The organism is Streptomyces sp. NPDC031418 (genome assembly GCF_055581605.1).
In genome coordinates this window covers 96,393-117,725 of record NZ_JBVIJC010000029.1, presented here as the reverse complement: position 1 = coordinate 117,725, position 21,333 = coordinate 96,393, and the positions used below count along the sequence as shown (strand labels likewise).

Below are 21,333 nucleotides of genomic sequence, written 5' to 3'. Positions count from 1 at the left end.
CGTGAACACCACGGACTGGTTGGGCAGCACGAGGGCGTCCGCGCTCAGGTGGCCGCGGTAGCCGAAGGCCCGGTATGCCTCGGCCAGCCGGGTTCCCCCCGTCCAGCAGCGCCGCCCGCACCGGGTCGCTCACGCCGTCGAGGGGGACGACCTGGTGACTCAGGCGCTGGCCGACGTAGAGCAGGCGGCCCATCTCGGTCGGCTCGCTGCCGATGTCGGCGGCGTAGTGCTCGGAGTACACCGCGTCCGCGTCGGCCGCGAACGTCTCGATGACGACCGGCCACCGGTCTTGCCCGCTCGCCCACGACCAGCGCTGATCCCAATAGGCGGTAATGCCGTCCTCGCCGGGCTCCAGCTGGTGCAGGTGGCGGGCCCCGACGTGGTCCACCGCCAGCTCCAGATCGCGCACGAGGAGCTGGTTGCCGACCCCGGCACCGTTGTGGGCCTGCTTGACCACGACTGCCCCGCCGCCGGACGACTCCAGCAGGTCCCGAATCGCATCGACCGCCTCCGTGCGGCTCCGACAGACGCGGCCGGGCAGGATCGGCACTCCGGCGGGTGCCTGGGTGCGCAGGATGTGGTGGACAGGTCAGCTCCAATGCCGTGGCCTGACTGCAGATGCCGGTTGGAGGGGGATGGCATGCTGCCCTTCGATGCCATGGCGGCTCAGGCGTAGATCTGAGCGAGCGTGGCGGTGATGGCGACGGCCAGTGAGATCACCGCTGCGAAGGTGGCTGCGGCCCGGGTGAGGGCGGCGGGATAGGTGGCTCCGTCGAGGCGGGCGAGCTTGCCCGCGATGGCAGCGGCCAGCAGTGCTACCACGGTGATCAGGCCGGTAGTCAGAAGAACAAGGGCGGGACTGGGCACGACGACTCCTTGAAGAGGATCGGCTGTTGACGTGACCGAACGTCCCGGAATCGGTGTTCGCCGTGGTGCGGCGTACAAAGATGAACACTGGTGAACACATTGAGGGGGAGCGGAGCGCGTGAACAGCGGGCAGAAAAAGTGTGAGGCGGCGCTGTCCGAGCTGCGGACCAGGCTGGCAGATGCCCGTGCTCGTGAGAGGCTGAACCAGACGGAGCTAGCTGCTCGCGCGCGGCTTAGCCGCACGACAGTGCACCATGCCTTCAAACCCGAGGATCCGGTGCCGTCGGCGGCGACTGTTGCCGCGTTGGCCCGTGCGCTGCGTCTGCCGGAGATGGAGCTGCTGGAGCTGCGCCGGGCCGCCGCCGGGGAGGCTGCTGCGGCCGCAGGTCGCACGCCGGGCCCGGGTAAGCCGATCGGGCTGTGGGATCCGCATGATCTGGAGGTCAAACCAGCCGGAGCGGTCTTCGCGGGCCGACGCGTGCTGCCTGGCTATGTCCGGCGAGTTCACGACCAAGCGCTCACGGAGGCGGTTGGCGATGTTCTGCAGGACCGCAGCCGGCTGGTGATCCTCGTCGGCGGTTCCTCAACGGGTAAGACGCGAGCGTGTTGGGAGGCCGTGCAGCCGCTCGCCGAGCATGGGTGGATGCTGTGGCACCCCTTCGACCCCACCCGGGCTGATGCCGCGCTGGAGGATCTGGGGCGCGTGCAGCCGCACACGGTGGTGTGGCTGAACGATGCTCAGCACTACCTCGGCGACGCCCGGCTGGGCGAGCAGATTGCTGCCGCGGTGCACGCCCTGATTACCGATCCCCTGCGCGGGCCGGTCCTGGTCCTGGGAACGCTGTGGCCGGGACACGTCGCGCAGTACACCGCTCTGCCTTCCCCGAGAGGCCAGGATCGGCACAGCCGGGCGCGGGAACTCGTAGCCGGACGCACCCTGGCGGTCCGGGAAAGCTTCGACGCCGAAGCGCTGAAGATGGCTGCTTCCCTGGCCGAGGACGGTGACCGCCTGCTGGCCGATGCACTGGCCCGGCGAGGTACGGACGGCCGAGTCACACAGGAACTAGCCGGCGCGCCTGAGCTGCTGCGCCTCTACCAACAAGCAGAATCGCCGGTCAAGGCCGTGCTCGAAGCCGCTATGGACGCACGCCGCCTGGGCGTCGGACGTCACCTGCCAAAGCCTTTCCTCGCCGACGCAGCGATCGATTACCTCAGCGACGACGACCTCGGGGATCTCACCGCGGACTGGGCAGAGACTGAGCTCTTTCAGCGTGGCCACTGATCGGGTGATGGGATCGATGCCCGCAACGTACGAGGCTCCCGTGCCGTTGGGGGAGGTGTTCGAAGTCTCAACCCACAGGCACAGGAGCCGCGTTGGTTCCGTATTCTGCCGCACTCGACCTGCCTCATGCCCTGGTCGAGTGGGTCACCATGCTCATCGTCACCCGCGAGGGTGACCGCCGCTGCAAGCTTCCGCCGCACCAGCGTGCCCTGGTCGGCCTGGTGTACCTGAGCCGGCACGACACCCTCGCCCAGCTCTCCGCCGCGTTCGGCATCTCCGTCGGCACCGCCCACGCCTACACGACAGCCGTCGTCGACCTGCTCGCCGACCGCGCACCCGGCCTGCTGCGCGCCTTGCGCGAGGTGGAACCGGACTACGTCCTGCTCGACGGCACCCTGGCGGAGTGCGACCGGGTCGGTGACAGCCGGGCCGACTTCTCCCACAAACACCGACGGCACGGCGTGAACGTGCAGGTGGTGACCGACCCGGCCGGGCGGCTGCTGTGGATCTCGCCGACGCTGCCCGGCCGCGCGCACGATCTCACCGCGGCCCGCACCCACCGGATCATTCGGATCTGCGAGCGTCAGGGCGTTCCCATCCTTGCCGACCGCGCCTACATGGGAGCCGGCCCGTGGGTGACGACACCCCTGAGACGCCCGCCGGGCCGTGACCTCACGCCGACCCAGCAAAGCGTCAACCGCGCGCTGTCCGCGGCACGGGCACCGGTCGAGCGAGGCGTCGCACGCTTGAAGTCCTGGCGCATCTTCCGCCGATCCCGGTGCAGCCCGAATCGAATGTCGTCAATCTCCGCGGCCGTCCTCACTCTGGAGCGGCACCGCTGAAAGATTTCACTGCGTGGCATCCCCACATCCCCACTCCCCCGAACCCGCCGTCGTCGGCGCCCCCCGCGGTTTGTCCGCACAACGACGATGATCAACGGTGACCGTCTCCGTCTGTGGACCGGCCTCACCCAGTGACTGAGCGCTTCGGGTGGGCAGTTGAGCGTTGACCGGGCGGGTTGTGCCGTGTCCCGTGCGTGCGTCGTCCCGTTCTACTCCACCGGCTCGCGCCAGGCGGCGACGAGATCGTGGAAGCGCGAGAAACGGGCGCCAGGAACAGTCTCGCCATTGAACGTCTCGCCGTTGAGCCAGCAGAGGTCGAAGATGTCGGTCTCGGTGTCGAGTAGGCAGCACGCACCACCGGTGGTGGCGGTGAGGTCGGTGAACACCTTCCTTACGCTTGCGGACTGCACGAACATCCGGCTCATGCTTGAGGTAGCGGCTGTGAACTGCAGTGACGCGAAGTTTGGGTGCCATGCGGGGGAGAACCTGACCGTCAGGTAGATGTACCCGACCGACACTCGTCCCCGCTCGTCGACCGTGTCGGAATCGCGGAGGAAGAACTCGCGCACCGCGTCGTCGACGCCGATGACGATCGAGGTGTCCAGTTCGAGCGTGCCGCCTGCTGAACAGTCGACCGGTTCGCTCTTGAAGTTCGAGGTGAACGGCACGATCAACTGCTCTCCGCCCGGCAGGGTCACCGGAAGCTGCGGCGTGTTGCGGCCTTGGGGGGCGAGCTCGGCCAGCCGGGTCAGTGCCCTCACAACGTTCCGAGGGGGCATGAAGATCTCGTAGCTGTAGTCCAGTCCCATGCCGCCCCGTTTCCCCTGTCCTGAACAGGCATCCTTCCATGATCTGGATCGGTCGCCCAGTTGATTCACGCCCGGCAAGATTAGGATCTACAGCTGGAGCTATTGGTGGGAGCGGACGACGACAGTTGAGCTGTTCGTCGTGTATCGCGCAGCGCGGCGTTTTCGGCGAGAAGGGTCATGACGACGGTCGCGGCGGCGTCGGCCTGGTCCTGGAGCTGACGGCACTGATCGCGGCTCGTGCGGAGCTTGCTCCGGAGCTCGGTGAGTTCCGTGGCGCGCTGCTCCTCCCGGAGGCCGGCGAGGCTGGTTCCCCTCGCCCGCCTGGTCGAATCGATCGAGCGGGACCTGCGCACCCGCGTGCAGGCGAACCTGTACGCCTCCCGGACCAGCACTGAAGGCTTCGGGGTCCACTGGGACGACCACGACACCGTCGTCGTCCAGGTGGACGGCGCGAAGCGGTGGCGGATCTACGGCACCACCCGCCCGTACCCGCTGTACCGAGACATCGAGGATCCTGGCGAGGCCCCCACCGAGCCCGTCGCTGACCTGGTCCTACACCCCGGGGATGTGCTGTACGTGCCGCGCGGGATGTGGCACGCGGTCTCCGCCGACCAGGGCAGCCGCTCCCTGCACGTCACCAGTGGCCTGCAGACTCACACCGCGACCGATCTGATGGCGTGGGTGTGCGAGCAGCTGCTCGCACACGAGGACTGGCGGCGCGACCTGCCGCCGCTCGCCGCACCGGATATCCAGGCCGACGCCCTGGACGGGATACGCAAGCGCCTCGCCGAACTGCTCGACGACCCCGAGCTGATCGCCCGCTACCGGACGGCGATGGACGGCCAGGCCGCCGGCCGCATGGTGCCAAGCCTGCCGCACATCGACACCATCCCCGCCGACGGCAGCCTGCGGGTCCGGCTGACCACGGCCCGCGCCGTGCTGGAGACCGGCAAGGACACGGTGACGCTGTCCGCCGCCGGGAGCGTCTATGAGTTCGCCCCGGCCGCCGAGGCGGTGCTGCGCCCGCTGGTGGACGGCCGCACCGTGGACCTGGCCACGCTCGCCGACACGGCCAGGCTCGCGCTCGAGGATGTCGCGGGGCTGGTCCAGGAGCTCGTTGCCGGGCAGGCCACGACGGTGGGGAGACTGCTGTGACGGCGAAGCTCGCTCTGGGCACCTACCGGTGCCGGGCGAGCCCGCAGGCGGCTGCCCATGCGGCCGCCTGCGGCGTCGAGTGGATCGACACCGCCCCGAACTACGCCACCGGCCGCGCGCAGACCCTGCTCGCCCCGGCCCTGGCCGCCCACCCCACGCTGCGGGTCTCCACGAAGGCCGGCTACTTCACGGCGACCACCGGCAGGGAAGCCGTGAAGGCCGGTGCCCTCACCGAAGACCAGGCTCCGGCCGGGCACAGCTTCGCCCCGGACTACGTGCGCTGGCAGATCGCCCGCAACCGCGAGCAACGGCTTCTCACCCCCGGCGAACTCGGCCCCGGCTACAGGTCCTTTGGCGGCGACGAGACGGGAGTGGATCATTCCCCGGCCTTTCGTACGCTCAGGCCCGGATCGGCCGCTTGTATCGACGCCATGGCTTCCTTCGCCATGAACCCGCGTGTTGGCAGGCTTTCGGCGGAGCAGTACGCCACCCGCGTCCCGGGAAATCCCACGACAGGGGCGGGCGTGAACGAATGGGTGGGCTCCTTCTTCAGCCCCGCCCGGGCCGAACGGGCACTGAACAACCTGCTGCGCGATGTGGCTGCCTGCCCTGCCGGTGTCATTACCTCACCGACACCCGCGGCGACGTTCACACTGACGCGACTTGCTGCTCCCCGCTATGGCGATCAAAGCGCCGAACTCCTTTGCGGCATCGGCACCGGCAGCGGCACCGCTCCCGACCTGGTCCTCGTCGTCCGGAACGGCGCCAACCTGATGGCCCTCACCATCGACGCCCCCCACAACCGTGACACTCTGGTCTCCGCCGCTGCCAAGGCCGCAGACAAGCGATTCACCAGCTGAGCGCCTGCGACCAGGCGGACGAGGACCCCGGGGCAGCAACGGCTCCACCCCAGCCGCAAGCCTCCTCCCGCCGCCGGGCCACCACCGCCCGCGCCAGTGCGAACACGCGCTCCGGCTCCGCACTGGCCCGCACTGCCCGTCGCGCTGTTGACGCAGCCGTCGACGGTAAGGGGCTTGGAGGAGTCGTGGTGGCGGAAGCGGCAGGGGGGTGTCGTGCCGTTGTGGCAATGCCAGAATGTTGATCATGAGTGACCGTCGGACGGAAGAGTGCCAGACGCCTCAGGAGGCCCCGTCTCCTGGGGCGGTTGACGCTCCGGATCCGGCGACTGCGGCGGATTGGGGCTCCAGCGCAGGTTCTATGGACGCGCCCCGGTCGTCGGACGTGCCTGACGCGGGATCCAAGCAAGTGGAGGACGCTCCGGAGCCGACGGATGCAGAGGATGCGGACAGCGCGCCACAGAACGATGACGCCGCGGATCGGGAAGGCGAGCAGTCTGTCGCCCAAGGCCCGGGACAGAGGAGTGTGGAAGGCTCAGACTCCGGCACAGGCCCAGTAGACGTCCTGGAGTCGTCGGACGCGCGCGACGCGGGATCCGAGCAAGTGGAGGACGCTCCCGAACCGGTGGGGGCAGAGGAAGCCGACAGGGCACCGGAAGTGACCGATGCCCCGCAGCCGGAGGCTGAGCAGGCCGGTGCGGATGCCCCGGAACCCGTGAACGCGGCGGACTCGCGTTCCGAAACGGGCTCTGCCCACACGCATGACACGGGTGCCGGGTATGTAGACGAGGCTCCGGAACCGGTGGCTGAGGGGGATTGGGACGACGCGGAAGCGGCAGGGGCCGATGCTCCTGCGCACGCTTCGTCGGCACAGGAGCGGGGTGAGGCACCGCATGCCGTCGCCTCACAGGAGACGGAAGAGCCGTCCGGCACTCTGGAGTCTGGCGACGGGCCTACGAGCGACGGCTCGGGTGACGTGGCTCCCGACCCCTGGGAACCCATGTCCTCCGACGGCACACCGGATGACCGGCATTCCTCCTTCCGCGGCGAGGACTCCGCGCTGCCAGGCGCCGACGACGACCTCACGCGCACCATGCGGTCCGACTACATCGCACCGGACGATCCCAAGTCGAGAGTTCCGGCGCCTCCCAGGGAATCCGGCGACATCGTGCTGGCGACCGGCGACCACGTGTACCTCGAGCCGAACCTGACCACGATCGGGTACGACCGAATGACCGAGCTGAACCGGGAGATGACCGCCCGGACCGAGGGCCACCACGACATCGTCGTGCACGGCAACGACAAGGGTTTCTTCATGCCCGGCAGGAAGAACGCCGCCGGGGTGGACTTTCCGCCGGGTGAAGTGAGCGCGGGTCACATCGCCGAGGCGGTTCGGAACAACCCAAGCTACCAGGGTGAACCGATCAGGCTCATCTCCTGCCACACCGGTGCCCTCAAGGAGGGGGAAGTCGGCATCCCCGCCGCCCAGGCGCTGGCAAATGAGATGAAGGTCCCCGTGACAGCGCCGACGGACGAGGTGGGCATCTATCCGTCCCGTGGGAAGGGCCAGGAACCGGAGGTGCAGAATGGTGGCTATTGGCGGACCTTCCTTCCCCTTCTTCCCTGACAACTCCACTGCCGCCTCGACCGACCCAGCGAAAGGAACCGCCCCATGAAGGTCCTCGGCTTCCACGTCGAGACGTGGCCCTCGGCCCCCGGCGCCGTGGGCAGCATCCGTGATGACGTCACAGATGCGCCCTGCCCCGAGGAGAAGGAGGTTGCAGCCTATCTCCGCGGCGGGCACGTGCTCTTCGCGTCCATGGGAGTGGTAGACGACGTCCTGGGATCGGGGGAGAGCATCGTGGGTGGCGGATCCCTGCTCACCGACGGTGAATGGGTATGGCGACAAGATCTCTCGTTCTACGTGACCACTTATCACCTGGCTCTTCCGGACGAGTTCGTCGGCCGGGCCCGTGCAGCGGGCTTCCGGGTACCCGCAGTCGAGCAGGAGCGTCTCATGGGCCTGACGGACGAGGTTCAGGCGCTGCGGTCATCCAAGTAAGCGTGGCGGATGGCGATGCGGTGACGCACTGATTTCGCAAGGGGACTACGCGAGCGGCGCCGAGTCCCGGGCTGTCTGCAATACGGCCAGGCGTGCGTGGAAGAGCACGACGGGCCCTGCGAGAGCGACGAATTCCGGGGAGAGCTCACCCGCCGCGCCCGAGCGTAGGACGTCGTTTCTTATGGCTGTCAGAGCAGCATGAGAACCTCCTGGTATGAGCTACGACCTTGCTGTCTGGGAAGGCGAGAGGCCGGCGGATGACAAGACCGGCGGCCGGGTCTTCAGCGACCTGTATGACCGTTACATCGACGGCGAGGTGGAAGAGGCTCCGTCTGAGCGCATCGCGGCCTACGTGGCTGCGCTGCTTGAGCGGTGGTGCGACCTCACAGAGGACGAGGAGGACACCTCGCCCTGGTCGACCGGCCCGTTGATCGGCGAGGCCAGTGGGCCGCTGATCTACTTCGCCATGCGGTGGAGCATGGCCGAGGAGGCGTCGGCCTATGCGGCGGCCGTCGCGGAGTCCATGGGCCTGGTCTGCTTCGACGTGCAGCAGAACCGGCTCAGGCCGTGAGAAGGCTGACCAAGCGGCGGTAGCCGATGAGGGCTGCTGCTATGCCGACGAAGGCGAGGAAGTGCTCGGCCTTGCGTTCATAGCGGCGGTGGAGCCTTCGGCAGCCGGCCAACCAAGACACGGTTCTCTCGACCACCCACCGATGCCGTCCCAGCCGCTGCGAGGACTCGTCACCCTTGCGGGCAATACGATGGCGGATGCCCCGCCGGTGGAGCCATCGGCGCAGGTGGTCCTAGTCGTAGCCCTTGTCCGCCTGCAGCTTCGCTGGCCGTCGGCGCCGGAGACTGCGGCGGGAGCGGATGGGCGGGATGCAGCGCACGAGCGGCTCCAGACCCTGACTGTCGTGCACGTTCGCGCCGGAGATATCCAGGGACCCTGGGGTCGGCGTGAACTGGGACGACGCTGAGCGCCGTGAGGGATGCTGTCGACCGCGATGGTCGTTCAAGGACCGATTTCCCGGTCCAATGCTGGTGCTTCGTAGGCCAGTAGCCCGGGCCCTGGGGCTCGGCGGACATATGTCAGAACGGTCAGCGGGCCGTCGGCCGCTTCTGAGTGGAGCAACTGACGGCCCTGGGTCGGTGGCCGGGGTCAGTGCAGTGTGCTGACTTCGGTGGCCGAGAGCGTGCGCGGGTAGACGTGGACGTTGGTGACGGATCCGGGGAAGGCGAGGTACGGAGTGCCGGCTGCTGTGCTGTTGACGCAGCCGCCGACGGTGAGGGGCATGGAGGAGTCGTACTGGGGGCTGAGGTTTTTGTCCGTTCCCACTAGGGTGCCGTTCTGGTAGAGGGTCATGACTCCGCTGTTGGAGTCTCCGGCGACGGGTGCCCGGTAGGTGGCGACGAGATGGGTCCAGGTTCCGACCGTTGCGGGCCCGGACCGCCCCCGGCCTCGCCCCGGGCATCACCCCGAAGCTGTCTTCGCCCACGGCGAGCACACCCCCGCCCAGCGCGCCGGCATCTTCACGGGCTTCGCCGCCGCCGACACCGCGATCCTCGCCAACTCGAAGCTGGGCACCACCTCGACGTCCCCGCCGACTACACCGACCCCACCGGCTACCGGCTCGGCATCTTCATCACCACCATGCGCGACGCCGCGAAAGCCGGCCGCCTCGAAGTCGACTGGATCGCTGAACTCGACCCGCTGGGCATGATCTGGGACAAGCACGACGCCGCCTGGCGCGCCCGCCTGACCGCGGCCGCCGACTACCACCGCACGCACGGTCACCTCGCCGCCCCCGCCACCACCTAGCTCGCCGAACAACGCCACCTGGCCGCCAAGGGCGAACTCGACACCGCCCGCGCCGACGCCCTCACCGCCCTCGCCCCCGACTGGCGCCTCCCGCACGGTGCGGACTGGCACCGCAAGTACCACCTGCTGCGCATCCACCTTGCAGGCGGCGCCGACCCCGCTACCCTCACCCGCGACACCGGGCTCGCCGGTGTGAAGATCGGCTCCTGGCTGCGCCGCCCGCTGGCCACCTGGCCCGCCCTCACCCGCAGCCAGCAGCTGATGACCGCCCTGGGCCCCGACACCAACCCGCTCACCCGCGCCCGCCGAGCCCGCCGCACCTTCGCCGAGACCGTCCAGCTCCTGGAACTCTTCCTGCACCGCGAAGGCCGCGCCCCCGCCGCCCGCGAGACGATCCGCGTCGACGGCGACACCGTCAAGATCGGCGCATGGCTCGCCAAGACCCGCCACCGGCACCGCTCAGGCCAGCTCCCCGACGACGATGCCCGTCTGCTCGCCACACTCTTCGACGGCGACTGGACGTTCGACGACGCCGTTCCCGCCGTCCTGGCCTGAAATGCTGTGCCCGGGCAAGGGGGAGTGATCGCCAGCCCGTATGCTGCGCCAGCCCGGCGAACTGCCTGCTGAAAGGAATTCCCCACCGTGTTCTCGCAGACTCCCGTCTACGACCGCCTCGTCGCCGAGCGCGGCGACATCCCCGTCCAGGTCCGCGGGGAAGCCGACCGGATACAGCGCGACTTGGCGCAGGTCCTGCTCCTGGCACCCACCTCCCAGCAGAGCACCCCGCAGAACGTCTTCGAGCCGAAGCAGCTTTCCAGCGCCCTGTAGGCCGGCGACCGTTGCCCCCCGGAGAGCAGCGCACGAGCACGCGACCGCCCTCTCCCGCCTGGCTGCCCGATGCTGTGCGGTCAGGCAGGTCCGGCTAGCTCGGCGGGGTCCGCACGGGTGGTCGCTCGGCCGAAGTCTTCCGGCCGCCGCCGAGCCCGCCGCAGCGCGGCGTCCTGGTCGTGCTGGACGCCGGATACGACGCGCCCCGCTCGCCCACCTGCTGGGCGACCTGCCCGTCGAGGTCCTGGGCCGGCTGCGGTCGGACCGGGTGATGCGTCGGCCGACGCCCTCGCTCAAGGAGTACGCCTTGTCCTATCCCCAAGGGGAGAGAGCGCCGTAGAGAGCTGCGTGCCCGCGGCGGTGTTCCGGCGCGAGCGCCGGGTTGACCAGCGTCCGCACTGGGCCCCTCCGTGCACAGCAACGCGTCGCACAACTCGAATAATGCGTCGCCCCGCCCGGCCAGATATGCGTACAACTCCGTCCGGAAGCGTGGCACTTCCGCGAGCGCATCCCTAGGACACGTCGAGTCGTGTTCGATGCTGGCTCCTCGATCAGTTCACGGTTCGCTGATCGAGTGCAGTTGGGCGAACTCGTCAGCGAGCATGCCCATCATGACGAGATCACGGTGCTGGCCAGCAACGAAAATGTGATCACGGAGGCGGCCCTCCTCCGTAAATCCGAGCCGCCTGTGGAGTGTCAGGGACGCTTCGTTGTGGGCAAAGATCCGTGCCTGGCACCTGTGATAGCGACGTTCGGCGAACATGAAGCGCAGCAGCAGCTCGACGGCTTCAACTGCGTAGCCCTTGCGTCGGTGCTCAGCACCGATCGTCACTCCGTACTCGAAGCACCCGGCACGAGAGTCAGCAAGATGCGAGCCGACAGCACCGACTATTGTGCCCGTGTCAACGGCCTCGATTGCCAACTGGAAGCAGTCGTCATCGGGCTTGGCAGCGGCTTGCTCCCTCGCCCAAACGCGGTAGCCCTCGGCGGAGCGAGGCGGCTGTAGCAGATCTCCCAGCCCTTCCTCGTCCGCAGTGAAGCGCATGAACGCCGTCCAGTCGTCAGGCTCGATACCGCGCAGACGCACCCGTTTGCCGGCCCAGAACGATGTCATCCCCTATTTGATCACGCTGTCGCTCGGCAGTTCCAGGCTTGTGATCCCCTGAGGCAGCCTGTGGCCTGGCGCCAAAAGACTTCCGGCCCTGAAGGCCCAGGCCATGTATGCCACCCGACGTTAAACGACCAGCTGAGACGCGAGGCCCACGGCGGTTCGGCAGGCGCACGGACGGCACGGCGTAGGTCGACGTGGCTCTGGCGGGCCCGGGTCGTTGAGCATCCAGCCACAGCGCAGGCCCTGCGGTGATCTTACCGCCGTAGCAACGCGAACAAGGTCACCCTGCATCCTCACTAAATCCGAAATCTTGGGGGAAGTTCTTCAGGAACATGCGGCGCGAAGGGTTGGTCTCTTCTTCGGCCATCATCCCGAGCAGGGTGATGAACTCGCTGCGCTGATCGTTCGACAGCAGGCTCATGAGGTAGGCGACACCCTCCAAAACCTTGACAGCATCGTCCGTATCCATCTGCTCGTCTTCGCAGTTGTCGACGAACCAGAGGACATCGACCAACGCCTCCGCCAGAGCGTGGGACAGCGACGAGTACACGGGCATCGGAACGGTCTCCCACCAGGTGGCCTACACAGCGCGGCCATCCCACCACATGTCGGACCGGCAGTCCCCTGCCGGGTAGGCCGGAGCGGATCCGCTTGGCCTCCACGGCCTGTCCGGCTGCTGCTGCCGCGCACGGAACCCACGCTGCGCCGCGCCCGCCCGAGCGGCCTGGCAGCACCGTGCGCCTTGTTCGAACTGCTGCGTGACATTCCTGACGACCGGACGACTACCTATGCCCGGTGCCAGGCGGGGGCTTTGCGGAGGTAGGCGGGCAGCGCCTGGCGGACGTCCGGGTCTGCTTCCCAGTCGGGGGCGGTGAGTTGGTCGGCAGTGATGACGACGTGGTTGCCGTGGTCGGTGCGGACGTCGACCCGGAACGTTTCGCCCCGGCTGTCCCGGCCGGCCAGGTAGGCGGCCAGGACAGCACGGCCCAGCTCGACGGGGTCCGCGCCGGTGGTCGCTCGGCCGAAGTCTTTGCAGATCCACACGCCGCTGAACCGTTCGTGCATCAGGATCTCCCACCGCACGCAAGCGGGCATGTCGTCGCGCACCACAACGGCGATCATGCCCACACCAGCCGGTCTTCCGTACCGCTACCTGCGAGTGGCCAGAAAGCGCGCCTCGCCCACCCGGACGAGCGGCTGGCACCAGCTCAGCTCACGTCTCACCGGCGCGCCCCGACCGGGGGGGCAGCAAAACGGCTACCTCGCGCGGTCCTTCGGCCGGCGCACCTGGAGAAGCGGGGGAGGGGGGTGTAGGCCAACCCGATCGCTCCCGCCCGCCGTAGCCGCCGAACGTTCGAGGAGACCGTCCAACTGCTGGAGCTCTTTCTGCACCGCGAGGGCCGCGTTCCCGCCACCCGGGAGGCGGTCCGCGTCGACGGCGACACCGTCAAGCTGGGCGCCTGGCTGGCCAAGGCCCGCCCCCGGCACCGCTACGGCCAGCTCCCCCACCACCACGTGCGCCTGGTCGCCGCCCTGTTCGAGGAGGAGGCTGGGCGGGCGAGGACGCCGTGCCGGCCGTTCTGGTGTAGGCCCTGCTGTGGTCGGTAACGGCAGGCATCGCTACCTGCATCCCGCTGGCAGCAGGCGGCGATGACGGCGAACCGTGGCTCAGAGCTTGTTCAGCAGCCAACCGCAGAGGCCGAGGAAGGAGGCGACACAGAACAGCCGGAGAGCAATGGTCTGCATGCGCTCCACCGTGCGTTTGTCGGCTTCTCGCTGTGCCAGTCCCACGTCGGCCGCGCGCTTCAGTTCGTGTTCGTCCATGACTTCCCCCTGATCAACCGGCCACTGCAGAATGCCAGAATGACGGCCGCCCGCGCTGCGCTGTCCTGTGGCCACAGCGCTGTCCGTCGGTAGCGCAGAACGAGTGGCGGCCAGCAGGCGCACCTTCCTCCGGCAACTTGGCCAGTAGCCACCGAGCCCGCTGGCCTTCCGCGCTGCCCACGCTTGCTGGCGGCGGGTGACCAGCATCGACGACACGCTCTGGCTCGACCTCACCCTTGCCTCCACCCGCCAGACCCCTGCCCTGCGCGACACGGACCACATCGCCGAGAGATCCGCCCACCACCCGGACAAGCCAGCAGCCGCTCAACTCACCGCCCTGCTTGTCACCCACCCCAGAACCGACCCGTGGCGGGACGCCACCGTCCGCCAGTACGCCCGCACCCTCCTGGCTGGGGCCGTCCCCACGGGCGTCGGCAGCTGATGCGGCGGATGTTCGGCCAGGCCCGCGGCTAACGACAGGCAGTCGGTGCACTGGGAGGAGGAGGCTGCAGTTCCGGACCGGAACGGCCTGGCAGGACGTGCCCGAGCGGTACGGTTCCTGGGCCACTCTGCACACCCGCTTCGGCCGGTGGGCCAAAGACGGCACCTTCGAGCACATGCTCCGGGCCGCCCAGGCCGAGACCGACGAAGGGGCAACTCCATGACACGCTTCGACGACCTGCTTTCCAGGGCCTGTCTCGTCAAGGAACGCACCGTGCCCCGCGATGTCCTGGCGCTTCGAACGCCGAGGCCAGGCCCTGGACTTCGGCCGGCCGCCCCGGCATGACCTGCGCGAGAAAATGAACGCGATTCTCTACGTGGACCGCACCGGCTGCCAGTGGGCCTACCTCCCGCACGACTTCCCGCCCCACCAGACGGTCTACGGCTACTTCGCGAAATGGCAGACCGATGGCATCTTCGCCCAGCTCAGCGGCTTGTTAAGGGAGTTGGTGCGCCAGCAGGAAGGCAAGCGCCGCCACTCCTCGGCCCGCGTGATCGACGCCCAGGGCATCAAGTGCTCCACCTCCGTCCCCGCCAAGACTCAGGGCACCGACGCGGCCAAGAAGATCGTGGGCCGCAAGCGCAGCATCATCACCGACACCCTCGGCCTGCTGCTGGCGGTGCTGGTTACCGCTGCCAGCGTCCAGGACTCCGCCGCCGGCCGCCCCCTCCTGGAGCGGGCCGCCACCGACCACCCCACTCTGCGCAAGGTCTGGGTCGACGGCGGCTACCGCAAGCACTTCCTCGAGTATGCTGCCGCCCTCGGCGTCGACCTCGACATCCCCCCGGGACCAGGGGATCCGCCCCGATCCCGAAGCGGTGGACGGTCGAGCGGACCTACGGCTGGCTCATGCTGCACCGGCGCCTGGCGCGTGACCACGAAACCCACCCGCACCGCTCCGAAGCCATGATTCATCTCGCCATGACCGATCTGATGGCCCGCCGCCTCACCGGCGAGACCACCATCTCCTGGCGTGACCCGACATCACCGGATCAAATTCACATCCCGGGATGAAGCATCGGGAGAAAATGACCTCTAAGGCGCGACTGTATGCGTGGCCTGCAGCACTCGTGATCACATGGGCGCCGAACCGGGCCCGGCGCGCGCAACGAGCTGTACGGCTTCGGCGTGGCCGTGTCCATAGACCGTGCGTGGCGTCGGGCACGCCACTACGAGCCGGGGGTCGACCGCCCCAACCGGTGTGGGTGCAGATCTCCTCAGGGGGTCTGCATCCGCTCTCGATCTTCACTGTGTTAGAGGTATCGACGCCTCTCTGGCGGACCCCATAGGATGCGGCGCTCAATTCACCGAGATCAAGCAAAGAGGGGGGCGCGGAATGCTACTGACGTGCCGGAAGTGTCGGCAGCGCGAAGTTGCTTGGGACGGGATCAAAGGACTGTGTCCGGTCTGTCAGCAGGAGAGTGACTTGTCGAAGCCGCCTGAGCGTCGCGGGCGCAATGACAAGGCGGTGTTGCTGGTCCAGTCCAAGGTGAGTCCCGGGCGTGTTTCGATGACGGGCCCACTGCTCACGGTACTGGCTGCAGCCGCGGCGACCGTCGTCAGCGAGGCCGTGCGGTTCTCCGCCGAGCGCACGCGGGCACACCAATGGGCCTTGGCCGCCGCTAACAACGGCTATGACCGGCAGGCTTTGCACAGCGCACTCCAAACGATCAACACCACGAGCATGTTGCGCTTCTTGGTCTTCATGGCAGTTCTGTACGCCTACCAGTGGTGGGCGCGAGCCGGCCACGCGAACGCCATGTCACGCACCGACATCGGGCTGGGATGGTCCAGAGCCCTGCCAGGCGGCCGCGGAGCCGTCTGGACTTACGGCGCGTGGTTCCTGTCGGTTTTCGCTGCGGCCTACGTCTCGTTCGTGGTCAACTCCAATCTCCAAACGCCCAGCGACTACGAGACCGCGGCGAACGTCGACGCCATCTACGGCCTGGCCCGGATCTCCCTGGCCGTGCTACTGAGCGTGTTCGTGGTGCAGTTGACCCTTGGGCTGAACAGGCTGCTGGCCACGCCACAGGCGACCGACGTGGCCGACCGGCCCGTCGAGCTGCAGACCATCGACGAGGAGTAATGTCCCACGCCTGGTCACAGCGTCGGCAAGGGCGGACGGGGCCATGCCCTGGGGGATGGGCTCGGAGGTTGGCTCGGTGGTGGTCTGCTGCTGGCCGAGGGCGGCTGGACCGCCCCGGACGAGCAGCAGGAGCTGGTGGACGCCTCAGCTCAGAGCGAGGCGCTTCAGTGCGGTCGTCTAGTGCCGCATCAGCCAACGTTCGCCCTGTCGGCTACCTCTCGTGGGCGGGCGTCGGCTGTGGCCAGTTGGTCCGTGATCTCCTCGGCGGTCAAGACGAGTGCGAAGCCTTTGCGTAGGACGGCGAGTTCTGGTTCCTGCCGGGACTCGTCATCTGTGGCCGTGACATCTGCCCCGAACACGACCTTGTAGCCGCGTTCGTATGCCTGCCGGGCTGTGGTGCCACAGCAGTAGTTGGTGAGCGTTCCCGTGACAATGACCGTGTCGCGGCCGAGGTTGCGGAGCATCGTGTCGAGCGGGGTGTCGTAGAACGCCCCGTAGGAGGGCTTACGGATCAGGGCCTCGTCGGGGCGGCGACCCATCTGGTCCCACACCTCGGCCGGGCCCGGCCGACGCCAGTCGGCGTCGGCGTGCGGAAGGTAACGCAGGGCCTTCGGCCGGTCCAGTCCGAGGTGCGTGTCGTCGAAGATGGTCCAGATCACCGGGATCGAGGCGGATCGGCATCCCTCGACCAGCCGACGCAGTCTGGGTGCCATCCGGGTCGCCGCCGGCACCCAGTAAGGGCTCCAGCCGGGCCGGATGAATTCGTCCTGCATGTCGATGACCAGTAACGCCGTGCGCTCCGGCCGTATGTCGAAGGATGCCCGGCCGTGCTCGTAGGCGTCACGCGCCCGCGCGGTCACCCATTCCTCGGTATACGACATCCTCACCTCCCTACATCGATTCGAGGTACCTCGTTTCGATGTGCGAGAGTAGCAGCATGCTGGAACTCGCGATCCTGGGATTCCTGGCCGACGGGCCGCTGCACGGCTACCAACTGCGCCGTCGGATAGCGCACCTGTCCGGCCACACCCGACCAGTCAGCGACGGCAGCCTCTATCCAGCGATCAACCGCCTCGTCCACGCCGGGCTTCTGGACCGCAGAGCCGAGCCGGGCGCCTCGGCCGCCCAGCGCCACACCCTGAGCCTGACCGCCGCCGGCCGCACCGAGCTCCTGCGCCGGCTGCGGGATGCCGACGGCCTGGACATCAGCGACAGCACCCGGTACTTCACCATCCTGGCCTTCCTCTCCCAGCTCCCCGACACCGCCGACCAGCACGCGGTGCTCCGCCGGCGCCTGGAATTCCTGCAACAGCCCTCAAGCTTCTTCCACGACGGCGAGCGCCCACTGCGCGCCGAGGAAACCAGCGACCCCTACCGTCGCGGCATGCTCACCATCGCCCGCGCCACCAGCCACGCGGAACAGTCCTGGCTACGGGAAGTCCTGGGCTGACGACACCGGCAGGCCCCGCCGGTCCGCGCCCTGGACAATTCGGAGTCGAGAAGATGGACGGGTGACGGTCCTCGACATCCGCGACGCCGTACGCGGCGTGTGCGAGGCGGGGCGCCTGACGGCCGCCGCTACGGGGTGCCGTCGACGCCCGACGATGCTTGCGTTCGGCGTGCCGACCTTCCGGCGGTAGCGGCCCTGCGCGGCCTGCTCGGAGTCCACACCGAGCGCGGCGGCGATCTGCCGGAACGTCAGCAGCGGCTTGCCCGCGCGAGTGCTGGCTGTGCGGGCGGCCAGCAGCAGGGCACCCTCCAGGCCCTCCAGGTCGTCGCGGGCGACCTGGAGCAGGGCGAGCGCGGCAGCCACGTCGTCCGCACGGTCTTCGGGCACCTCAGTGATGCCCGAGGTCTCCCTCCAGCGCGGAATCGCAGGCGAACACGCGCTGAGCCTGGTGAGCGTGGACTGCGTGCAGGAGGGTGGTGATCGATGCGTGCGGAGTGCGTTCGCGGATCTGTGGGAGGTCATCCTCGCCCGGGCCCCGACCGGTAGTCAGGCCGGAGGCGGACCGGGCCGCGGCCGGTACTTGGCACCTCGGTGCAGGGTGACTGCCGAGGGCCCGCCACGGTGGTCATGGACGGAGCGCGGGCCCGGTCAGAACACGGCGGTGGTCCACAGGAGGTGCATATCCCATGCGATGTCCAGGGATTCCTTCGCTCCCTGATACCACGCACGTTGCGCGGTGTCGTCCGGCACGGTGTGAAGGGCCGCGAGCACATCGGCCGGCATCCATGCTCCACCCCAGTGACCCAGCCAGGTCCCAGGCGTCTTGGCGGGTTCCGGGGTTGGCGGTATGGCGTAGCCCTCGCTCCGGAGAATCTCCAGAGCGATATCCCGTTGATTCCTCATCAGATGCTTTGGGGAGAAGATCCCGTAGGCATCGAGACTGATTCTGCTGATTCTGTTCCCGTTCAGGTAGGCCTCCCATGCCGCCTCCGCCGTGTGCTGATCGCGCCAATCGACCACGGGGATCTCCACGGAGGGCCGCGCCGCCCACGGGCCGCCGGTACTCGCGCGCACCTCCTGCGGTGCGGATCCCACCACGACGAATGCGAGCTCGTGGCACGGGACAGGGAGCTCGATGCTCTGTCCCGTCCCCGCTGTCCCAGCTGGTCGTCATTCCCGCCGCGATCCGGACGATGTACTCGCCATCGTCAAGCCCCTCATGCGCGTCGAACAGAGCGCCCTCGCGTATCTCGGCCGGCACGCCGTCCCAGTCGAAGAACCTCCGGATCGGAGGGCCTCCCGTCGCAGAAACGATCTCGAAGTCGAAGTTGCCCGGGCTGCCCAGGCCGCGGCCGAGTGCGCAGGACGAAACCCGACAGGCAATACCGTCTTTCACCACGTACGTCTTCCGGGCCAGACCGCAGGTGATGAACTTGCGACCCTCAGACGTAGGAACTCTCACCTCCAAGCGCGTCTGCATCAGGAGCAGGCCGTCCTGAGACCACCGTCTCCACCCAGTCGGTGTGGATCCTCCCGGTGGTCATGCTCCTCTCCCTGCCGTTCGGTGCGAGTGGATTCGATGCCCGGCCGCGGGCAGGTCCCGATGCCGCCCGGCCCGGAGGTGGGCGGTCACGGCGTGCCGGACGCCGGTATCCGGGGTGAGGGACAACGCGACGGTGGCCTTTCCGCTGCTCAAGGCACATCTACGGGCTCGTAGAGCACGTCGGTTCTGAGTATTGTTTTCGTACCCTCAAGAAGCGGGGCCGAGTCGTGAAGCGTCCGATGCCAGAAGAGGAGCGCATCGCCCGGTTCGGGCCGGTGGGCACTCAATATTTCCTCAGGCTTCGCGAGCCGCGGCCAGTCAGAGAAGTCACGTTGCGCAAAGGGAAGATCGTTCTGCCTATCGGCGATGAACCGCGTTTCTCCGCCCACGGCCTCATACGACAGGTAGACGACGACCGTCAGGAGGGTGCGCCTTCCATCGGGGGCGAAATAGGGCGAATCGTAGTGCGGGACAATGAATCCGCCGTGTTCGTACGTGATGAAGCGCATACGCGGGTTGACGGCCGCCGGCCTCCAGGGCCTTCCGTCCGAATCTGTCGGATCGTCCGATCCCACTTCAAGCGATAGAAGCGTCCGCAGCCTGCGGTAGAATTCTGCCGCAAGGAATGTGGATTCGGTCGTGGCGCGGAGATGGGCGACCGGATCTCCCTCTGTATAGTTGGCGGCAATGCCGTCTCGGCCCACCGGGGCAAAGCGCTGGGCGGCCAGTTCGGTCGCGAATACCTCCACTTCGGCCGGAGTGAGGAAATGGCGAATCACCTTGGCCTTGGCCTTTGGGATCTCCGATTTGATCGGGGTCCATGAGTCATCGGCAGATATTCGGCTCAGCGTTTCTTCGGAGAGCTCAAAGGGATTTACCGGCATTTCGAACATGATCACTTCTCCGTGCTGAGGCCGTCGTCGATCCCAACGTGGCCGCGGGCCCCACAGCCCGAAACAGGGAGCGGGGACCACTGGGCGGTTATCGTCACGATGACGATATCAGGCCGGGGCGAGCCCGCAAAGCAAGCAGGACGTGCCCAACGCGGCGGAGAGGGCCGGGAGACGGGGCGGGGACCGGCTCAGGAGACTACCGAGGCGAGGTAGTCCCACGCGGCGCTGGGCTGCTCCGTACCGGAACGGCTGACGCCATCGAGGGCGTCGACCTTGCCGGGCACCGACCAGGTGCGCGTTCCCTCCGCGCGCGCCCTTCGCGCGCTAGGGTCGTAATGCCCGCAGGGGCGAGCACAGCGCCGCCTGGCACGAACTCCAGCCGGACTGTTGTCGTGTCAGCCGGCATGACACGTCAGCCCGCGCCTGCGGCCACAATGAGGCGTGCCGTTGCGCACCTGGCCGACGTCACCCCAAGGCACCTGGTTCACCTAGCACGAACGGTCCCCGCTTGAGGCCGGCCGCGGGTCACGTCGGCCGATGGCGGCCTGAAGCTGTCGGCGCCCGCGGATTTCTCGCGCGAGGTGCTCGAGGGGTACCGCATGATGGCCCCCTGACCACAACTGTCATGGGGGGACCATGAAGGCCCGCACCATCGCGACCGGACTGCTCGCAGCTGTCACCCTCTCGCTCACCGCGTGCTCCGGTTCCAGCTCAGCCGCCGACCCGGCCAAGTCGAAGACGCTGCCCGGCACAACACGGGCCACGCCCGCTCGCCTCACCGCCGAGCAGGCCGCCGCTCTGCTCGCCGAAGCCACCGGCGTCGCCACCCTGGGAAACCCGACCGACAACACCGCCTCCTGCTCCGAGAAGGCTGCCGGTAGAGAGCCTGCCCCGGCGTCCGACTGCCTGCAGCTCATAACCACCGACACGGTGTCGATCTACGAGTACCCATCACCCAGAATCGCCGCCCACCGAGTGGAGTTCATGGCCAGCAAAGACTGGCAGCAGGTCGGCCGGTTCGCCCTCGCCTGGAATACCCGCAACCAGAAACGCACCGACGCCGCCCGCCGCGCCGAACTGGTGCAAGCCCTCCAGGTAGCGACCGCCGCCCGGCCGTGACGACGCGTCGACGGCGAAACCGCCAAGATCAGTGCCTGGCTGGCCGAGGGCCGCCCAAGCACCGCTCCAGCCAGCCCCCTGAAGCGGGACGCACGCCTGGTCGCTGCCCTGTTCCACGGGGACCGGACAGCCGAGGACGCCCTTCCCGTCGACCCGGTGTAGAGGCCCGTCGCCGCGCTGGCGGCCAGCCCGCCGGGCAACTCGCCGGTTTATGCGGGGCGTCGGGGACGGCAGCCGCCGCTCCGTATTGCACTCGTACCGGCTGGACCTGTGTTGCTGTGCTG

The 21,333-nt window shown here is 68.2% G+C and carries 26 protein-coding genes and 5 pseudogenes; 18 read left to right on the top strand and 13 right to left on the bottom strand.

Features of this window, described 5'->3' with window-relative positions:
* Positions 1 to 154 precede the first annotated feature (154 nt).
* A complete protein-coding gene (locus ACZ5CZ_RS33815; protein WP_468948341.1) occupies positions 155 to 676 on the top strand; it encodes a hypothetical protein in 522 nt (173 codons plus the stop codon).
* On the opposite strand, the gene ACZ5CZ_RS33810 is transcribed toward ACZ5CZ_RS33815, so the two are convergent.
* Complete coding sequence (locus ACZ5CZ_RS33810; protein ID WP_468948340.1) at positions 667 to 867, bottom strand: hypothetical protein; 201 nt, start codon at positions 865 to 867, stop codon at positions 667 to 669. The genes ACZ5CZ_RS33815 and ACZ5CZ_RS33810 overlap by 10 nt on opposite strands.
* Positions 868 to 985: 118 nt before the next feature.
* On the opposite strand from ACZ5CZ_RS33810, the gene ACZ5CZ_RS33805 reads away from it, so the two are divergent.
* Together ACZ5CZ_RS33805 and ACZ5CZ_RS33800 are read left to right on the top strand one after the other, a co-directional pair.
* Complete coding sequence (locus ACZ5CZ_RS33805; protein WP_468948338.1) at positions 986 to 2,149, top strand: helix-turn-helix domain-containing protein; 1,164 nt, start codon at positions 986 to 988, stop codon at positions 2,147 to 2,149.
* A 92-nt stretch (positions 2,150 to 2,241) separates the two neighbouring features.
* On the top strand, positions 2,242 to 2,991 hold the full coding sequence (locus ACZ5CZ_RS33800; RefSeq protein WP_468948336.1) for a transposase: 750 nt from the start codon (positions 2,242 to 2,244) through the stop codon (positions 2,989 to 2,991).
* 209 nt (positions 2,992 to 3,200) lie between these two features.
* On the opposite strand, the gene ACZ5CZ_RS33795 is transcribed toward ACZ5CZ_RS33800, so the two are convergent.
* Positions 3,201 to 3,800, bottom strand: coding sequence for a hypothetical protein (locus ACZ5CZ_RS33795; RefSeq protein ID WP_468948334.1), 600 nt, complete (start codon positions 3,798 to 3,800; stop codon positions 3,201 to 3,203).
* A 261-nt stretch (positions 3,801 to 4,061) separates the two neighbouring features.
* On the opposite strand from ACZ5CZ_RS33795, the gene ACZ5CZ_RS33790 reads away from it, so the two are divergent.
* From ACZ5CZ_RS33790 to ACZ5CZ_RS33770, 5 genes are all read left to right on the top strand, one after another.
* Entirely contained in the window at positions 4,062 to 4,955 is an 894-nt protein-coding gene (locus ACZ5CZ_RS33790) for a JmjC domain-containing protein (protein WP_468948332.1), read from the top strand.
* The gene (locus ACZ5CZ_RS33785) at positions 4,952 to 5,815 is read left to right on the top strand and encodes a hypothetical protein (protein WP_468948330.1); all 864 of its coding nucleotides are present in this window, start codon (positions 4,952 to 4,954) and stop codon (positions 5,813 to 5,815) included. The genes ACZ5CZ_RS33790 and ACZ5CZ_RS33785 overlap by 4 nt, the downstream gene beginning before the upstream one ends.
* Positions 5,816 to 6,221: 406 nt before the next feature.
* Positions 6,222 to 7,439 (top strand): hypothetical protein, encoded by a 1,218-nt coding sequence (locus ACZ5CZ_RS33780; RefSeq protein ID WP_468948328.1) that lies wholly within the window; start codon positions 6,222 to 6,224, stop codon positions 7,437 to 7,439.
* 45 nt (positions 7,440 to 7,484) lie between these two features.
* Positions 7,485 to 7,874, top strand: coding sequence for a hypothetical protein (locus tag ACZ5CZ_RS33775; protein WP_468948326.1), 390 nt, complete (start codon positions 7,485 to 7,487; stop codon positions 7,872 to 7,874).
* 214 nt (positions 7,875 to 8,088) lie between these two features.
* Positions 8,089 to 8,445 (top strand): hypothetical protein, encoded by a 357-nt coding sequence (locus ACZ5CZ_RS33770; RefSeq protein ID WP_468948325.1) that lies wholly within the window; start codon positions 8,089 to 8,091, stop codon positions 8,443 to 8,445.
* Here ACZ5CZ_RS33770 and ACZ5CZ_RS33765 read toward each other — a convergent pair.
* A pseudogene (locus ACZ5CZ_RS33765) lies at positions 8,435 to 8,824 on the bottom strand (IS5 family transposase); the annotation flags it as partial. The gene ACZ5CZ_RS33770 and the pseudogene ACZ5CZ_RS33765 sit on opposite strands and share 11 nt — an antisense overlap.
* 209 nt (positions 8,825 to 9,033) lie before the next feature.
* A pseudogene (locus ACZ5CZ_RS33760) lies at positions 9,034 to 9,306 on the bottom strand (LamG-like jellyroll fold domain-containing protein); the annotation flags it as partial.
* Between ACZ5CZ_RS33760 and ACZ5CZ_RS33755 the strand changes: the two are divergent.
* From ACZ5CZ_RS33755 to ACZ5CZ_RS33740, 4 genes and pseudogenes are all read left to right on the top strand, one after another.
* Positions 9,289 to 9,693 carry a helicase associated domain-containing protein gene (locus ACZ5CZ_RS33755; protein WP_468948323.1) on the top strand — a complete coding sequence of 135 codons (405 nt, stop codon included), beginning with the start codon at positions 9,289 to 9,291 and terminating at the stop codon, positions 9,691 to 9,693. The pseudogene ACZ5CZ_RS33760 and the gene ACZ5CZ_RS33755 overlap by 18 nt on opposite strands.
* A 192-nt stretch (positions 9,694 to 9,885) precedes the next feature.
* Complete coding sequence (locus tag ACZ5CZ_RS33750; RefSeq protein ID WP_468948321.1) at positions 9,886 to 10,248, top strand: hypothetical protein; 363 nt, start codon at positions 9,886 to 9,888, stop codon at positions 10,246 to 10,248.
* An 87-nt stretch (positions 10,249 to 10,335) separates the two neighbouring features.
* The gene (locus ACZ5CZ_RS33745; RefSeq protein WP_468948317.1) at positions 10,336 to 10,521 is read left to right on the top strand and encodes a hypothetical protein; all 186 of its coding nucleotides are present in this window, start codon (positions 10,336 to 10,338) and stop codon (positions 10,519 to 10,521) included.
* A gap of 170 nt (positions 10,522 to 10,691) precedes the next feature.
* Positions 10,692 to 10,858, top strand: a pseudogene (locus ACZ5CZ_RS33740) (transposase); the annotation flags it as partial.
* Here ACZ5CZ_RS33740 and ACZ5CZ_RS33735 read toward each other — a convergent pair.
* From ACZ5CZ_RS33735 to ACZ5CZ_RS33715, 5 genes and pseudogenes are all read right to left on the bottom strand, one after another.
* Positions 10,846 to 11,059: pseudogene (locus ACZ5CZ_RS33735) on the bottom strand (NF041680 family putative transposase); the annotation flags it as partial. The pseudogenes ACZ5CZ_RS33740 and ACZ5CZ_RS33735 sit on opposite strands and share 13 nt — an antisense overlap.
* Positions 11,060 to 11,077: 18 nt before the next feature.
* Positions 11,078 to 11,635 carry a GNAT family N-acetyltransferase gene (locus ACZ5CZ_RS33730; protein WP_468948315.1) on the bottom strand — a complete coding sequence of 186 codons (558 nt, stop codon included), beginning with the start codon at positions 11,633 to 11,635 and terminating at the stop codon, positions 11,078 to 11,080.
* Positions 11,636 to 11,912: 277 nt separating this feature from the next.
* The gene (locus tag ACZ5CZ_RS33725; RefSeq protein ID WP_468948313.1) at positions 11,913 to 12,188 is read right to left on the bottom strand and encodes a hypothetical protein; all 276 of its coding nucleotides are present in this window, start codon (positions 12,186 to 12,188) and stop codon (positions 11,913 to 11,915) included.
* A gap of 230 nt (positions 12,189 to 12,418) precedes the next feature.
* Positions 12,419 to 12,754, bottom strand: a complete 336-nt coding sequence (locus ACZ5CZ_RS33720) for a hypothetical protein (RefSeq protein WP_468948311.1) — start codon at positions 12,752 to 12,754, stop codon at positions 12,419 to 12,421.
* A 546-nt stretch (positions 12,755 to 13,300) separates the two neighbouring features.
* The gene (locus tag ACZ5CZ_RS33715; protein ID WP_468948309.1) at positions 13,301 to 13,672 is read right to left on the bottom strand and encodes a hypothetical protein; all 372 of its coding nucleotides are present in this window, start codon (positions 13,670 to 13,672) and stop codon (positions 13,301 to 13,303) included.
* Here ACZ5CZ_RS33715 and ACZ5CZ_RS33710 point away from each other — a divergent pair.
* The 4 genes and pseudogenes from ACZ5CZ_RS33710 to ACZ5CZ_RS33695 all read left to right on the top strand — a co-directional run bounded on the left by ACZ5CZ_RS33710 (position 13,653) and on the right by ACZ5CZ_RS33695 (position 16,044).
* Positions 13,653 to 13,898, top strand: coding sequence for a hypothetical protein (locus ACZ5CZ_RS33710; protein ID WP_468948358.1), 246 nt, complete (start codon positions 13,653 to 13,655; stop codon positions 13,896 to 13,898). The genes ACZ5CZ_RS33715 and ACZ5CZ_RS33710 overlap by 20 nt on opposite strands.
* Entirely contained in the window at positions 13,798 to 14,121 is a 324-nt protein-coding gene (locus ACZ5CZ_RS33705) for a transposase (protein ID WP_468948307.1), read from the top strand. The genes ACZ5CZ_RS33710 and ACZ5CZ_RS33705 overlap by 101 nt, the downstream gene beginning before the upstream one ends.
* 63 nt (positions 14,122 to 14,184) lie before the next feature.
* Positions 14,185 to 14,972: pseudogene (locus ACZ5CZ_RS33700) on the top strand (IS5 family transposase); the annotation flags it as partial.
* Positions 14,973 to 15,384: 412 nt separating this feature from the next.
* Entirely contained in the window at positions 15,385 to 16,044 is a 660-nt protein-coding gene (locus tag ACZ5CZ_RS33695) for a hypothetical protein (RefSeq protein WP_468948305.1), read from the top strand.
* Positions 16,045 to 16,232: 188 nt separating this feature from the next.
* Here the strand turns inward: ACZ5CZ_RS33695 and ACZ5CZ_RS33690 are convergent, their stop codons facing one another.
* A complete protein-coding gene (locus tag ACZ5CZ_RS33690) occupies positions 16,233 to 16,904 on the bottom strand; it encodes a cysteine hydrolase family protein (RefSeq protein WP_468948303.1) in 672 nt (223 codons plus the stop codon).
* A gap of 77 nt (positions 16,905 to 16,981) precedes the next feature.
* Between ACZ5CZ_RS33690 and ACZ5CZ_RS33685 the strand changes: the two genes are divergently transcribed.
* The gene (locus ACZ5CZ_RS33685; RefSeq protein ID WP_468948301.1) at positions 16,982 to 17,494 is read left to right on the top strand and encodes a PadR family transcriptional regulator; all 513 of its coding nucleotides are present in this window, start codon (positions 16,982 to 16,984) and stop codon (positions 17,492 to 17,494) included.
* Here ACZ5CZ_RS33685 and ACZ5CZ_RS33680 read toward each other — a convergent pair.
* From ACZ5CZ_RS33680 to ACZ5CZ_RS33670, 3 genes are all read right to left on the bottom strand, one after another.
* Positions 17,474 to 17,881, bottom strand: a complete 408-nt coding sequence (locus ACZ5CZ_RS33680; RefSeq protein WP_468948299.1) for a hypothetical protein — start codon at positions 17,879 to 17,881, stop codon at positions 17,474 to 17,476. The genes ACZ5CZ_RS33685 and ACZ5CZ_RS33680 overlap by 21 nt on opposite strands.
* 261 nt (positions 17,882 to 18,142) lie before the next feature.
* Entirely contained in the window at positions 18,143 to 18,514 is a 372-nt protein-coding gene (locus tag ACZ5CZ_RS33675) for a hypothetical protein (protein ID WP_468948297.1), read from the bottom strand.
* A 672-nt stretch (positions 18,515 to 19,186) separates the two neighbouring features.
* Positions 19,187 to 19,930 carry a 2OG-Fe(II) oxygenase gene (locus ACZ5CZ_RS33670; protein WP_468948295.1) on the bottom strand — a complete coding sequence of 248 codons (744 nt, stop codon included), beginning with the start codon at positions 19,928 to 19,930 and terminating at the stop codon, positions 19,187 to 19,189.
* 636 nt (positions 19,931 to 20,566) lie between these two features.
* On the opposite strand from ACZ5CZ_RS33670, the gene ACZ5CZ_RS33665 reads away from it, so the two are divergent.
* Positions 20,567 to 21,049, top strand: coding sequence for a hypothetical protein (locus ACZ5CZ_RS33665; RefSeq protein WP_468948293.1), 483 nt, complete (start codon positions 20,567 to 20,569; stop codon positions 21,047 to 21,049).
* Positions 21,050 to 21,333 lie beyond the last annotated feature (284 nt).